This is a genomic window from Streptomyces sp. NPDC015032, from assembly GCF_043080425.1.
Classification (GTDB): Bacteria; Actinomycetota; Actinomycetes; order Streptomycetales; family Streptomycetaceae; genus Streptomyces.
Map to the genome: position 1 here is coordinate 82027 of NZ_JBIBVN010000016.1, position 14763 is coordinate 96789.

11 protein-coding genes are annotated in these 14763 nt (G+C 69.4%); 5 read left to right on the forward strand and 6 right to left on the reverse strand.

Annotated features, from left to right (window positions below; translation table 11 throughout):
- Window positions 1-46: 46 nt before the first annotated feature.
- Window positions 47-760 (reverse strand): class I SAM-dependent methyltransferase, encoded by a 714-nt coding sequence (locus ACF08M_RS22795; RefSeq protein ID WP_392187092.1) that lies wholly within the window; start codon window positions 758-760, stop codon window positions 47-49.
- A 148-nt stretch (window positions 761-908) separates the two neighbouring features.
- Here ACF08M_RS22795 and ACF08M_RS22800 point away from each other — a divergent pair, with 148 nt between their 5' ends.
- Entirely contained in the window at window positions 909-2402 is a 1494-nt protein-coding gene (locus ACF08M_RS22800) for an SDR family oxidoreductase (protein WP_392187093.1), read from the forward strand.
- A gap of 42 nt (window positions 2403-2444) precedes the next feature.
- Here ACF08M_RS22800 and ACF08M_RS22805 read toward each other — a convergent pair whose 3' ends face one another.
- The 5 genes from ACF08M_RS22805 to ACF08M_RS22825 all read right to left on the reverse strand — a co-directional run bounded on the left by ACF08M_RS22805 (window position 2445) and on the right by ACF08M_RS22825 (window position 7371).
- A complete protein-coding gene (locus tag ACF08M_RS22805) occupies window positions 2445-3437 on the reverse strand; it encodes a Gfo/Idh/MocA family protein (RefSeq protein WP_392187094.1) in 993 nt (330 codons plus the stop codon).
- A gap of 143 nt (window positions 3438-3580) precedes the next feature.
- Complete coding sequence (locus ACF08M_RS22810) at window positions 3581-4201, reverse strand: dTDP-4-dehydrorhamnose 3,5-epimerase family protein (protein ID WP_392187095.1); 621 nt, start codon at window positions 4199-4201, stop codon at window positions 3581-3583.
- A gap of 63 nt (window positions 4202-4264) precedes the next feature.
- Entirely contained in the window at window positions 4265-5674 is a 1410-nt protein-coding gene (locus ACF08M_RS22815) for an NDP-hexose 2,3-dehydratase family protein (RefSeq protein ID WP_392187096.1), read from the reverse strand.
- Window positions 5675-5691: 17 nt separating this feature from the next.
- Entirely contained in the window at window positions 5692-6801 is a 1110-nt protein-coding gene (locus tag ACF08M_RS22820) for a DegT/DnrJ/EryC1/StrS family aminotransferase (RefSeq protein ID WP_392187097.1), read from the reverse strand.
- A gap of 36 nt (window positions 6802-6837) precedes the next feature.
- Window positions 6838-7371, reverse strand: a complete 534-nt coding sequence (locus ACF08M_RS22825; protein ID WP_392187098.1) for a GNAT family N-acetyltransferase — start codon at window positions 7369-7371, stop codon at window positions 6838-6840.
- A gap of 299 nt (window positions 7372-7670) precedes the next feature.
- Here ACF08M_RS22825 and ACF08M_RS22830 point away from each other — a divergent pair, with 299 nt between their 5' ends.
- The 4 genes from ACF08M_RS22830 (at window position 7671) to ACF08M_RS22845 (ending at window position 14758) form a co-directional block, all read left to right on the forward strand.
- Window positions 7671-8060 carry a hypothetical protein gene (locus ACF08M_RS22830; RefSeq protein WP_392187099.1) on the forward strand — a complete coding sequence of 130 codons (390 nt, stop codon included), beginning with the start codon at window positions 7671-7673 and terminating at the stop codon, window positions 8058-8060.
- Between the two features lie 15 nt (window positions 8061-8075).
- The gene (gene sbnA, locus ACF08M_RS22835) at window positions 8076-9092 is read left to right on the forward strand and encodes a 2,3-diaminopropionate biosynthesis protein SbnA (protein ID WP_392187100.1); all 1017 of its coding nucleotides are present in this window, start codon (window positions 8076-8078) and stop codon (window positions 9090-9092) included.
- A 96-nt stretch (window positions 9093-9188) separates the two neighbouring features.
- Window positions 9189-9392: an MbtH family protein gene (locus ACF08M_RS22840; protein ID WP_392187101.1), complete on the forward strand. Its 204-nt coding sequence runs from the start codon at window positions 9189-9191 to the stop codon at window positions 9390-9392.
- A gap of 224 nt (window positions 9393-9616) precedes the next feature.
- Window positions 9617-14758, forward strand: coding sequence for an amino acid adenylation domain-containing protein (locus tag ACF08M_RS22845; RefSeq protein ID WP_392187102.1), 5142 nt, complete (start codon window positions 9617-9619; stop codon window positions 14756-14758).
- Window positions 14759-14763 lie beyond the last annotated feature (5 nt).

A 14763-nucleotide genomic window follows, 5' to 3' on the forward strand; every position in this document is an offset into this window, starting at 1 on the left:
TCTCTCCTGTCGGGTGGCGTCTCGCCGGCGGGACGGCCCGTGTGCGTCAGCGCTTTCGGACGCCGATGAACAGACCGCGGCCGGTCGGGCCGGATTCGAGGAATTCGGCGGGGCAGTCGGCGTCGGCGAAGGCGGCGAGGTACTCGTCCTTGCGCCACAGGCTGAGCAGCTCGATTTCGGTGAACTCGGTGATACCACTCGCCTCGCCGATCACGTACCGCAGTTCCATCCGGGTTTTGTCACCCTGCCGGATGGAATGCGAGACACGGGTGATGGTACGGCCCTTTTCGCGGCTCAGATCCCCGGCGACATAGCCGTCGATGAATTGCTCGGGGAACCACCACGGCTCGATGACAAGAACGCCGCCGGGAGTGACATGACGGGCCATGCAGCGGATCGCGTCCCGCATCTGGGACACGTCGTCGAGGTAGCCGATGGAGCAGAACATGCACACCACGGCGTCAAAGGTGCGGTCCAGCCGGAAGGCGCGCATGTCTCCCTGGTGGAGCGGAATTCCGGCGAGCCGCTTCCTGGCCACCGCCAGCATGGGCTCCGCCAGTTCGACCCCCTCGGCGTGCGGGAAGTCCTCGTGGAAGGCGGCGAGATGAGCCCCGGTCCCGCAGGCCACGTCCAGCAGTGATGTCGCCTCGGGGACTCGGGCGAGGATCTGCGCGGAGACGTCCTTCGCCTCCTGCCTCCAGTCCTTTCCACGACTGCGGTAGATGCTTTCAAAAACATCCGCATGGTCTTCGGTGAACATAAAAAAACCTCGCCGAGTTCATCTGTGCCGGGTTCGGGCATCTGCTGCGGGGGAGCATAATCCTTGGGAATTGACCGGTCCACCGCACCGGCTGATGATGCGATATCGTCCGGTGTGCTACCGGGCGAAGAAAAGGAGAAAGGCGTTGTTGGACGAATTAATACTCTGCCTCACTGCGGATGACGTGGAGGCGTTCGCCGCGGCATCCGGTGATCGCAACCCGCAGTACGGCGATCCCGCTTTCGCACGGCGTACCTCCAGCGGCGCCTGCGAAGTGCCCGGTGCGCTGGCCGTGATCGCCGCGCTGGCGGCGGTACCGGCCCAGCGGCTGCATACCGCCTCCGGGCTCGGTGCCCGGTTCTCCGGCCCGCTCTTTCCCGGCCGTACGTACCGGGCCGCCGTCTCCGAGCAGGAGGACGGCTCGGTCGCCGTGGTCGTCCGCGAGGGCGCCACACCGGTCCTGCGCTGCGATGTGCTCCGCGGTGACGGGCTGGAGAACGCCGTCGTACCGGGAAAGCGGCCGACCGCGGTGGAGCCGGAGCCTTCCAGAGACCGCGCGCCGGGCGAGAGCTGGAACGGGGCGTACGGCCTGCCCGCCCCCGAGGGGTTGCGCGCGCTGGCCGATCTGCTCGGCGCCCGTGCCGTTCCGGACGCGCTGCTCGGTGCTCTCGGCTGGGCCAGCTGGTTCACCGGGATGCGGGTGCCGGGCCGGGACGTGATCTTCGCCGGTCTGCGGGTGCGCGTGAGTGACCGGGAGTCGGACCATGACCCGCGCTTCACCGCCTCGGTGACCACCGCCGATCCCCGCAGCGGCACCGTTGTGGTGCGGGCGGACTGCGCGGGCGACGGGCGCGGGCTCGAAATGGAACTGCGCACATTCCAGCGGCGCGTTGTCCCCCCTCCGGACCGGACCTCGGCGACGAGTGTCCTGCCGGCCGGCGACCAACTGGCCGGGCAGCGAGTCCTCGCCGTCGGCGGCAGTAGGGGCATCGGCGCGGCGGTCGTCTCGGTGCTCGCCTCGCAGGGCGCGAGTGTCTGGGCCACTCAGCGGGCTCCCGGCCCGGCCGAGGCGCTGCGCGAGGAGTTCGGGGACGACCGGGTGCGCCCGCTGCTGCTGGACGCCCAGGACCATGAGCAGATGAGCGCCGGAGTGGAGGTCCTGGCCGAGACCGGGATCCGGCTCGACGGGCTGGTGCTCAGCGCGGGCCCGGCCGTACTGCCGTCCGGCCTGCACCTCGACACCGTGGACAGCTTCGTCGCGTTCGTCGACACCAGCCTGACGGTGGCGCTGCGGCCGCTGGCGGCGGCACTGCCCTTGCTCAAGGACGACGCCTGGATCGTCCTGCTGTCCTCGGGAGCCGTGGAGGACATGCCCGCCCGCTACCCGCAGTACTACGTGGGGAAGACGGCCGTCGAGGCACTGGGCAGGTTCTGCGCCGCCCGGCACGGGGTACGGGTGCTGCTGGCCAGGGCTCCCAGAATGTGGACCGATCTGTCGAACGGCCCGCTGGGCGGCCAGGGCACCGTGCCGACCGCGCAGGTGGCCTCGGCGATCGTCGGCTGGGTGCTCGGCCGGATCCCTGCGGACGAGTCCGGGCTGACCGTGCTCTCGCCGCAGGACCTGGCGGAGTGGGCCCCCTGACGAAGGGGCCCTGGTGCGGTGGCACGGCCGTCCGCCGCCGGGTCAGACCTTGACGACGGTGGCGGCCTGCTGGATGCGCTCGATCAGCCATGCCTGTTTCAGCGTGTTCCCCTGCTGGACGCGCGGCTCGGCTCCGCTGCGTACGGCATCGGCGAAGAACGCGATGACATTGGCGAACTGATGGTCGGCGGGCAGGACACGTTCCTCGCGGTGGTCCTGGCGCTCGATGCGCAGCACCGGCTGGTAGCTCTCCGGCGGGGTGAAGGCGCGGTCGAGGAAGAGCCGTCCCGCACTCCCCCGGAGTTCGTAGCTGGTCCGGTACGAGTGCTCCATGCCGAAGGTGAGCTGTGCCGGAACGCCCTGGGGCGTGCAGAGCAGCACACTGCCCGACATCACCACGTCGCGGGAGCTGTCGTGGCGGAAGACGGCGCCCACGACGTCGAGATCACCGCCGAGGAAGTGCAGGGCCGCCCGGACCGGGTAGCCACCGAAGTCGAGGAAGGCTCCCCCGCCGACCTCCGGCTGGTAGCGGATGTCGCCGTCCGGCTTGGGCGGGATGGTGAAATCACTGGCGAAGCCGCGGACTTCGCCGATGTCGCCGCTCGCGAGGACGTCCTGTACGGCTGCGTGCTGGGAGTGGTGCAGGAACATGTAGTTCTCCAACAGCACCAGCCCTCGTGCCCGGGCGAGTTCGATGAGCCGGGCGGTCTCGGCATGGCTCGCGGTCATCGGCTTCTCGACCAGTACGTGCTTGCCCGCCTGCAGGGCGCGCTCCACCCAAGTGGCGTGCAGCAGTCCCGGGAGCGGGATGTAGACCGCGTCCACGTCGTCCCGGGCGAGGAGTGTGTCGTAACCGGCCAGCGGGAGGCCGCCGAAGCGGTCGGTGAACTCGGTGGCGCGCCGCGGACTCCGGCTGGCGATCGCGGTGACATCGATCGTCGCGTCGGCGGCCAGGGCCGGCAACGTCCGCCGCCAGGCGATGTCGGCGCAGCCCAGCACCCCCATGCGCAGCCGGTTGGTCTCTTCAGCGCTCATTGGCAGTCGACTCCGCTCGGTGCAGGGTGGGGCGGCGATGGGGTGCTTGTGGATTCGGGGCCCGGGGGCCGGTCGCGGGACTTTCGCGACGCGCCCTGGGCTGTCCCGTAATACCTGGCCCACCAGGGATTACGGGACAGCCCTCAGGTCCGCCGGGCTTCGTAGTGCGCGAGGCACTCCTCGTAGGTGGGCAGCAGCCCCCTGTCCACCGCTTGCGCCAGGGTGGGCGCCGCAGCGTCCTTGTCCGACATGACCGGCGCTCCGGTCAGGTTCCAGGGGATGCCGATGTCCGGATCCAGCGCGTTGACGTGCAGCATCGTTCCATGCTGGTACTCCTCGGAGCAGAGGAAGGTGACACAGGCGTCATCTGTCAGGGCGAGGAACGCGTGGCCGAAACCGTCGGCGAGGTACAGGGAGACTCCGTTGCCGGCGACCTGGTGGAGCATCTCGTACCTGCCGAAGGTCGGTGACCCCAGCCGGAGGTCCACGGCCACGTCCATGATCTCGCCGCGGACACAGGTCACCAGCTTCTCCTGACCGGGCGGCAGCAGGGTGCCGTGAATGCCGCGGATCGTGCCGCGCCGGCTCACGGAGCAGTGGAACTGGCGGACGCGGAACGGGTAGCCGATGGCCTCGGTGATCGTGTCGCTGCGGAACGCCTCGTAGAAGAATCCCCGCCGGTCGGCATGGCGCACCGGGGTGATCCGGCAGGCGTTCGGCAGCGACAGATCGGCGATGTGCACCGCGGCCATGTCCGTGCTCATGTCCATGCTCCTATCCGTGTTCATGTCCGCCCGGACTTTCGGTGATGGATGGGGCCGCGCAGGTCAGTACAGGCTGTGCAGGCAGGTCAGCAGGGAACGGGCCTCGATGTTCAGGTAGTGACCGTGCCGGAGCAGGTCCATCAGCTGGCGGATCGTCATCCAACAGTAGTTGCGGGGCGGATCGAGCGGGACTTCCTCGCCCACCTCGGTGATCTGGTAGCGGGTGAGCGCGTTGAGGAACCGTCCGCCCTCCTCGGAGAGCACCTGGTCGTAGTGGACCGTGGCCGTCCCGGAGGTCAGTACGTCACGCAGGAAGGGCTCCTCCACCGCCGAAACCCCCGTACCCGGCAGAAGGTGCACGGTGGGCGCCATTTCGACCTGGTCCATCAGGCCGTACTCGGGACGGGCCTGCACCAGCACATGGAGCACCCCGTCCACGTTGCGGACCATGAAGACCGCCCGTCCCTGACCCCGGGGAAGGAGCAGGGGCTGGGTCCAGCGCTGGACCTCGCGGGTGCCGGCTTCCACCCCCACCGCGACGATCCGGAAGTGCCGGCCGTGCTCGTCGGCGATCTCGTTCTCGTCCCGGGTCCAGCCGCTGACCTCCGCCAGCGGGGTCAGCCGCGCCGTCCAGTGGCAGCGGGTCTTGGCCTCGGTGAACCAGCTCAGGACCTCCCCCGAGGTGTGCCGGGTCTCGATCCCGTCCTGCTGGTACTGGCAGGAGCGGATCAGCGCGTCACGGAAGGGGTCCCCGGTCGGCAGGTGCGACTCGTCCGGCAGCGGGAGGGGCATGCAGGACAGCACGGTGCGCGCGTCCATGTTGACGAGATTGTCCACGTGGTTCAGCCGGCGGATCTGTTCCACGGTCAGCCAGCGGTAGTCGTCGTGCACGGGGACGTCGTCGGTCACCAGGACCACCATGTTGCGGTTGCGCTTGCGCCAGAACCAGGCACCCTGCTCGGACTGGAGGACATCCACCAGGATCTGGCCCCGGCCGGGGCCGATGAAATACTCCAGATAGCGTGTGGACATGCCACGGTGGACCTGGGTGTAGTTGCTGCGGGTCGCCTGCACGGTGGGCGACAACTGGAGCGTGTTGACGTTGCCCGGTTCCATCTTGGCCTGCATCAGGCAGTGCAGGACGCCGTCGAACTCCTTGACCACGATGCCGAGGATGCCGATCTCCGGCTGGTTGATGATCGGTTGAGACCATGTCTCCAGGAGGTTGTCCCGGACCTGGAGCCCTTCGACGGTGAAGAACCGGCCACTGGAGTGGGCCAGGTTTCCGGTGTCGCTTTCGAAGGACCAGGAGTCGAGGTCCGAGAACGGGATCCGCTCGACATGGAATCGGCCGTCGCGATGACGGTCGGCCCACCACTCATGGAACGCGTCCAGCGAGACGACCGAGTGCTGCCCGGCCGCCCGCGTCCCGTTCGCGTCCCTGGGCCGTGCGGTCATGAGTCGGTCTCTCACGATCAGTCCTCCTGTGGTCAGAGCTCGGCCAGCACGCCGTGTATCGCGTCGATGACCCGCTCCTGCTCGGTATCGGTGAGCGAGGGGTACATGGGCAGCGAGAAGATCTGGCCGGCCAGTTCCTCGCTGACCGGCAAGGAGCCCTTGCCGTAACCGAGATGGGCGAATCCGGACTGGATGTGCACCGGCCACGGGTAGCTGATGTTCAGCAGGATGTCCTGCCGCTTCAGCGCGGCGATGATCGCGTCCCGCTCGGGGTGCCGTACGACGTATACGTAGTAGACGTGCGTGTTGCCCGGTGCGACCTGCGGGGTGAGCAGCGCGGTGCCCCTGAACGCCTCGGCATAGCGTGCCGCGATGACGCGGCGCCTGGCCGTGTAGTCGTCGAGGCGGGTCAGCTTGCGGCGCAGGATCTCCGCCTGCACCTCGTCGAGCCGGCTGTTGTGGCCAGGGGTCTCGACGACGTAGTAGGTGTCCTCCATGCCGTAGTAACGCAGCCGTCGCAGGCGCGCGTCGACCTCGGCGTCGCGGCTGAGCGTGGCACCGCCGTCCCCGTAGGCGCCGAGCACCTTGGTGGGGTAGAAGGAGAACGCCGCCGCCTGGCCCATGGAGCCCGCGACGCGTCCCCGGTACGTGGCGCCGTGGGCCTGCGCACAGTCCTCCAGGACAGGAAGGCCGTGCCGTGCGGCGATGGCCATGAGCGGTTCCATGTCCACGCACTGGCCGTAGAGATGGACCGGCAGCAGGCATGCGGTTTTCGGCGTGATCGCCGCCTCCACCTGGTCCACGTCCATCAGGTACGTGTCGCGGTGGACGTCGACGAACACCGCCCGCGCGCCGACGGCTTCGATCGCGACCACCGTCGGTGCCGCCGTGTTCGAGACGGTGATGACCTCGTCGCCCGGGCCGATCCCGAGCGCGCGCAGGCCCAGCACAATGGCGTTGGTGCCGTTGTCGACCCCGACGCAGTGCGGCACTCCGTGGTAGGCGGCGAATTCGCGCTCGAAAGACTTCACGCTTTCGCCGAGAATCAACTGCCCCGAACGGAACACCGAGTCGACGGCATCGAGGATGTCGTTCCGTTCCTTTTCGTACTCGGACAGATAACCCCATACGGAAAGGGGCATGGCGCGTCACCTCCAGGAGAGTGTGGGGTTCTTGATTCAGCTGATCAGCTTCAGGAGTCCGACGCCATGTGTATCCCATTCCTCCCGCCGGATGGAGAGAACGTTCACGTCCCAGGTCCGGCCGTGAAAGAACACGTAGTCGCGCAGTACCGCTTCCTCGCGGATCATCGCGGAATACTCGTCACCGAAGGCCAGTGCCTGAGCGCTCGTCCGAGTGGTGTGAAAGTACACCTTCCGCGTCCGCCACATCGAGAAGGCGAAGTTGGTGCACAGCGCGGTGGCATCCCGTAGCAACTCGGCCGGCTGGTCGGCGGCCATGGTGACCTCGACCGTCAGATGACCGGCCGGGTTCAGGGCGGAGATGGTGGCGAGACCGGCCGGTTCGCCACCGCCCTCGCGGTGCACGAGGAACACGGCGGACGCCCCGCGCCCGAAGGAGGCCACGTACTCATCGATCGTGGGCAGCCCGCGGTAGCCGGTCCGAAACAGAATCTCATAGGCGTCCGGCGCGTCGGACATACCGGCGGGACGCAGCACGACCTGCCTGGACTCGGTGTGCGGATACAACATGATGGACGGTCCTCATTTCCGGGCGACTTCTCCGGTGCAGCAAATCGACGAATAACTTCGAGGAAAGTAGATATGCGGCTCACGGGGCGTCAAGTGTCTTGTGCGTACGCTGCGGCGGCGACTTCCGCGCCGTCCCGCCAGCGGGACATGTGACTGGACAGGCATGTCCAGCTGTGGAAACGATGAGCGCCTTGTCGGGTGACCGGCCGGTGGCTACGGTCTCCGCCGGGTGTTTGGATTACCGACCCGCGGAGACCGAAAGTAATCGGTATGCGGGAAAAGGAGTGTGGGCGACAATCATGTCGGACAGGACAGTGGCCACGGACAGGGATCCCGTGGTGGTCGGCGCGCTGACCGAACTCGTACGGGACACGGCGTACATGATCTGCGGGGAACAGCCCGGGGTACCGCGGCCGAACCTGCTCACCGACCTCGATTCCTTCTCCTCGGTCCAGCTGATGCTGGAGCTGGAGAAGTCGACCGAGGTGATGCTGCTGGAGGACCTGGGGTACTTCCCGGGCACGACCTTCGCGGACATGGCGGAGCACGTCCTCACCATCGCGGAACAGAAGAACCAACTCGAAGGCCTCGTCGACCGATTGCTGCGCCTCGCGGCCGAGAAGAACACGGCGGTTTCCCCGGCGCCGGAGAAACCGACCGCCGCGCCCGGTGAGGCAGCATCAGCCTGATGAGGAGAGGCCGACATGGTGAAGAACCCGGGTGCCGGGAGCAGTGGTACGCAGGACAGTGTCCTCTCGGCTGTCGGAGCCACCCCACTGGTGCCACTCAAGCGGCTTTTCCCCTTTTCGGCCGCCAGGTTTTACGCGAAACTGGAGGCACTGAACCCGGGCGGCAGCGTCAAGGACCGGGCGGCCATCGGAATGGTGCTCGGCGCCATCGAGAGCGGGGAGCTGACACCCGGTCTCTCCGTCGTGGTCGAGTCGAGTTCGGGAAACCTCGGGATCGGTCTGGCCCAGGTCTGCCGGCTGTACGGACTCCGTTTCATCTGCGTGGTGGACCCGAAGACGACCGTGCAGAATCAGGAAATCCTCCGAGCCTACGGCGCGGAGCTGAGCATGGTCACCGAACGCGACGGTGAGACGGGGGAATTCCTGCCCGCGAGGATCCAGCGGGTGCACCAGCTCCGGCAGCGCATTCCGCATGTTTTCTGGCCCAACCAGTACGCCAATGTACGCAATGCACAGGCCCAGGAAGCCATCATGCGGGAGATAGTCGAGCAGCTCGACGGAGAAGTGGACTATCTGTTCGTCGCCACCGGCACCTGCGGCACCATTCACGGATGTGCTCAATTCATCGCACGCAACGGGCTTTCCACCCGTATCGTCGCGGTGGACGCCGAGGGCAGCGCCATCTTCGGCGAAACGGGCTGCCGGCGGCTCGTGCCCGGCCATGGCGCGGCCATCCGTCCGGAACTCCATTTCGACGGCATGGCGGACTCGGTGGCGCGGATGACCGATCAGGACTGTGTGGTCGGCTGCCGTCGCCTGGTGGGTACGGAGGCGATTCTCAGCGGAGGCTCCTCCGGCGCGGTGGTCAGCGCCGTGGAACAGAGACTCGGCGCACTGCCCGCGGACGCCAACTGCGTCCTGCTGTTGCCCGACCGGGGTGAGCGCTACCTGGACACCATCTACTCCGACACCTGGGTGAACGAACAGTTCGGCGACATCCGGCACCTCTGGAAGGAGAAAGCGGCGTGCTGATCCATCGACGGTCGAGCCGGACCGGACGCGCCGGAAAAACCGGCGGACCAGCCGGACCCGAAAGGCCGCACGGACCCGATGCATGAAGGGAACAGCATGTCCACAGACGACCGGTATCTCGTGGTGGTCAACCACGAGGAGCAGTACTCGGTCTGGTTCGCCGACCGGGAGATCCCCGCGGGATGGCGGGCCGAAGGAACGTCCGGCTCCCGCGAGGAGTGCCTTGACCACATCGAGCGGGCCTGGACCGACATGCGGCCGCTCAGTCTGCGCGAGCGGATGGCCGGCCAGACCGGCTGACGATCGACTGATCTAAGGGCTGTCCCGTAATCCCTGGTGGATCAGCGCGCGGCGTCAGATGCGGTGCATCGCAAGGCGGAGGAACATCCGCGTACTGGATGTATTCGGATGTTCCGACAACGCGGCGAGGATGGGGCCTCCCTCCACCGCCTTGCGATCGCACGCACCAGGTCCCGCTCCCTGATCCGGCCTGATCCAAACGAAAGGCCCTAGCCGAGGTGACCATGAACCACCCCCTGAGCCCGGACGCCGGCCTGCCCGAACTGGTGGCCCGGCAGGCGGCCCTGACCCCGGACGCCCTGGCGGTCGAGTCCCCCGAGGGCGCCCTGACCTACCGGGAGCTGGACCGGGCGGCCAACCGGCTGGCTCACGAGCTGCGCGACCGCGGGGTGCGCCGCGACGACGTCGTGGCCATCTGCCTGCCACGGCGCCCCCGCCTGGTGGTGGCGCTGCTCGGAGTCCTGCGGGCAGGCGGCGCGTTCATGCCGTTGGACCCCGCCCATCCGGCCCGGCGACTGGCATGGATGCTCAGGGATGCAGGTGCACGCCTGCTGCTGGTGGATGCCGAGCCGCCGGTCGTCCGTCCCGAGGTGCCGGTGCTTCGGCTCACCGCCGGGCAGGCCGCGATCGATTCCCGGCCGGCCACGCCCGTGGCGGGGGCGACCGATCCGGACGGGCTGGCGTACGTCATGTACACCTCCGGCTCGACCGGCCGCCCCAAGGGGGTGGCGGTGGTGCACCGGGGGATCCGCAACCGGGTCCGCTGGGCCGTCGGCCGCTACGCGTTCACAGCCACCGACCGGGTGCTCCAGAAGACATCCGTCACCTTCGACGCCTCGGTCTGGGAGTTCTTCGGGCCACTCGTCAGCGGCGGAACGGTGGTCCTCGCCCCCGACGGCACCGAACGGGATCCCGCGCTCACGGCCGAGGTGCTGGCACGGGAGCGCATCACCGTACTGCAGGGGGTTCCGACGTTCCTCAGCGCCCTCGCCGACGAGCCCGGCCTGGCGGACGGCACCTCGCTGCGGCTGCTCTTCTCCGCCGGCGAACCGCTCTCCGACGAGCTGGCCGTCCGGCTGACCACACGGCTTCCCGCCGCCCTGGTCAACACCTACGGCCCGACCGAGTGCTCGATCGACGTCACCTCGTGGGAGTTCGACGGCCCGGGCACCGGCACCGTGCCCATCGGCCGGCCGCTGGACCACACGCGGGCGGAGGTCCTCGCCCCGGACGGCTCCCGCGCGGCTTCCGGCGAACTGCACGTGGCCGGGGCGGGCTTGGCCCGCGGCTACCTCGGCAACCCCCGGCTGACCGCCGACCGGTTCGTCCCGGACCCCTACGGTCCGCCCGGCGCCCGCGCCTACCGGACCGGGGACCGGGTGCGCCGCCGCGAGGACGGCGCGCTGGAGTTCGCGGGCCGGATGGACCACCAGGTGAAGATCCGCGGCATCAGGGTCGAACCGGGTGAGGTGGAAGCCGTGCTGGCCCGGCATCCCGCCGTGGCGGCGGCCGTGGTCGTCCCCCGGCCGGGACCGGACGGCCGTCCCTGGCTCGTCGGGTACGTGGTACCGCGTGCCGGGCCACGTCCCGATCCGTCTGCCGAACCGCCCACGCCCCGGGAGCTGCGCGCGTATCTGCTGGACAGGCTCCCGGACGCCTATGTGCCGTCCGTCTTCATGACGCTGGACGCGCTCCCGGTGACCAGCAGCGGCAAGACCGACAGGACCGCCCTCCCGGAGCCCGGCGCCGTCCGCGCCACCGGAACGGTCGCGCCGGACACACCGGAGGAGAAGCTGGTCGCCGAACTCATGGCCGAGGTGCTCGGGCTGGAGACGGAGACGGTCGGTGCCGACGACGACTTCTTCGAGCTGGGCGGTCATTCCCTGCTCGCAATCCGGGTCGTGGGACGGCTCCGCGCCGCCCTGGGCGTCCCCGTTTCGGTACGGGCGGTGTTCGAGGCGCCCACCGTGGCGGCGCTGGCCGAGCGGGTGTCGCACCTCGCCGGGGAGGAGGCGGGCGGCCGTATCGAGGTGCTCTGCGACGAGAAACGGTCCCTGGGGGCGCTGTCCTTCACCCAGCAGCGGTTGTGGTTCCTCGACCGGCTCGACCCGGATGGCACCGAATATCAGGTGACCTGGGCGTTCCGGTTGCGCGGGCCACTGGACACCGACGCCCTGGGCGCCGCCGTGGATCACCTGGTGGCACGCCACGAGATCCTGCGCACCCGTTACGTGACCGGCCCGGACGGTGCTCCGCGCCAGGTCGTGTCCCCTGCGGAGCCGGTCCCGCTGCCGGTCACCGACATCGCTGAACCCACCGGGCGTACCGGCCAGGAGCGCGAACAGAGCGAGGCGCGCGAGGCGCGCGTGCGGCAGCTGATCCGGTCGCTGGCCCGGCGTCCGTTCGATCTGTCCGCGGGAGCGCCGTTCGCCCCGCATCTGATCCGTGTCGGCGCGCACGACCACGTCTTCGTCCTGCTGATGCACCACATCCTCACGGACGACTGGACCGAGGACGTACTCGCCACTGAGCTGTCGCAGCTCTACCGGCCCCGTGCCACCGGGCGGCCACCGGCGCCGAAGCCGTCCCAGGTGAGGTACACGGACTACGCCGCCTGGCAGCGCGCGCGGCTGTCCGGACCGGCCCTGGACGCCGATCTCGTGTACTGGCGTGAGCGGTTGAGCGGGGTGCGGCCCCTGGACCTGCCCACCGACCGGCCGAGGCCGGCGGTACGGGACGGTGACGGCGGCATCGTGCGCGAGGTGCTGCCCGCCGAGGTGGCCCGGCCGCTGCTGCGCCTGGGCCGGGAGCGGGGTGCCACCTCGTTCATGACCTTCCTGAGCGTCTTCTACACGCTGCTCGGGCGCTACACCGGTGCGACCGACCTGGCCGTCGGCACCGTGGTCGCCGGACGTGACCACCCGGAGCTGGAGGATGTCGCGGGGTGTTTCGTCAACACCCTCGTCCTACGGGCCGACCTCTCGGACGACCCGACGCCGGAGCGGCTGATCAGCCGGGTACGGGAGTGCGCCCTCGACGCGTTCGGCCATGACCGGCTCCCCTTCGACCGGCTGGTGGACGAACTGGCTCCGCAGCGTGACCTCGCGCGGTCGCCGCTGGTCGATGTCACCTTCGGGGTACGGGAGGCACCGCCTCGGCCCCTGGCGCTGACCGGAGTCGACGTCCAGCCCTTCGAAACGGACCACACCGGCGCCAAGTTCGACTTGACCGTCCTTCTCACCGCCCGTCCCGACGGCGGGTACGGGATGGAACTTCAGTACGCCACCGAGTTGTTCACCGAAACCACCGTGCGCCGTTTCGCCCGCCACTTCCGTGCGCTCGCCGCGTCGATGGCGGCCGGGGCCCGCCGTCCGCTGAGCCGGCTGCCCATGCTGGACCATGACGAACGCGAGCAGCTGCTCCACGGCTGGAATCCACCGCGCACCCCGCACACGTCACACGCACCCGTCGAACCGGAGTGTGCTCACGAGGCGTTCGCCGCCCAGGCCGCCCGTACCCCCCGGGCCCTCGCGGTGGCCGGCGACGGCGAACACCTCACCTACAGCGAACTCGCCGCACGCGCGGACGCACTGGCACGGCGGCTGATCGCCGCGGGCAGCCGGCCGGAAGCCCCGGTGGCCGTCCTGCTGGACCGGTCGGCGGCAGCCGTCACGGCCCTGCTGGCGGTCTTCCTGGCCGGTGGTGTGTTCGCGCCGCTGGATCCCGCACAGCCGGCCGAGCGCCTGGCGTCGCTGCTGGAGGAGCTTCGGCCGGCGGCCGTGCTCACGGACAGCGGGACCCGGTCCTGCCTGGGAGAGCTGCCCGTACCGGCGGTGCTGGTGGACACACCGGCCCAGGTTCCGCCCGTGGAACTGCCGCCCGGTGATCCCGGTCGGCTGGCGTATGTCGTCCACACCTCCGGTTCGACGGGCCGCCCGAAGGCCGTCATGATCACGCACCAGGCGCTCACCCACCACGTACGGGCCATGGCCACCGGGCTCGGCTACCGGTCCGACGACCGGGTCATGTTCCTCGCGCCGCTGTACTTCGACCCGGCCCTGGAGCAGATGCTGGCACCGCTGCTGCTCGGGGCCACGGTGGTGGTCGGCGGTCCGGGCCTGGTGCCCCCCGCCGAACTGCCCGCACTGATCGAGCGGACCGCGGCCACACAACTGGCCGTCGTCCCGCACTACTACCGTGAACTGGTGGCCGAGGTCGCACACCGCGACCCCCGGCTGGGCACCCTGCGGAACATGGTCGTCGCCGGTGATGTCATCACCCACGAAGACGCCCGGCGCTGGTTCGCCACCGGGCTGAACACCCGTTTCGTCACCCTCTACGGAGCGACCGAGGCCACCGTCGCGGCGCTGACCCACCCGGTGGGTGAGGCCGGCCCGCACGCCGCCGATTCCTTGGACAAGGCCATTTCGCTGGGCCGTCCGCTGCCCGGAGCGCGGGTGTACGTACTGGACGAGCGGATGGAGCCGGTTCCCCTCGGGGTTGCCGGTGAGGTGTTCCTCGGCGGTCTCCGGCTCGGCCGGGGCTATCTGCGCCAACCGCGCGCCACCGCCGACCGGTTCGTACCCGATCCGTACGGCGGCGAGCCCGGCGAACGGCTCTACCGGACCGGGGACCTGGCCCGCTACCGCACCGACGGTGCCCTCGAATTCCTCGGCCGGATGGACGCACAGGTCAAGATCCGCGGATTCCGGGTCGAACTCGGGGAGGTCGAGGCCCACCTGGCCCGGCATCCGGCCGTGAAGGCAGCCGCCGTAGCGGTCCACAGCCTGCCGGACGGTGAGCGCCGGCTGATCGGTTACACGGTGCCCCGCCCGGACCCGACCGGCTCGACCCGCTTGACCGATGCCGAGCTGCGCGCCTTTCTGCGTGACCGGCTCCCGGAGTACATGGTGCCCGCGGCCTTCGTGCTACTCGGCGAACTGCCGCTCGGGTCAAGCGAGAAGGTGGACCGCAAGGCGCTGCCACTGCCGGATCTCCGCACGGGGGACGAGGAGTTCGTGGCGCCGCGCGACGAGATCGAAGAAGCCGTCGCCGGGGCGTGGGCCGCGGTGCTCGGGGTCGAGCGGGTGGGAGTGCGGCAGGAGTTCTTCGATCTCGGCGGACACTCCCTGCTCGCGACGCGGTTGGCGACGCGGCTGCGGGACCTGTTCGGGATGGACGTACCTCTCCGTCTGCTGTTCGAGGCGACCACCGTCGCCGCTCAGGCGGACGCACTCGCGCGGCTCGCGGAAGCAGAAGCCGAAGCAGATGCGGAAGCGGAAGCGGATACAGCGGCCGACGCGAGAGCGGGAGCCGTGGCCGGGACCGCACCGGCCCGCCCCGGCCCAGCCGTCACACGATCGTAGGGAAG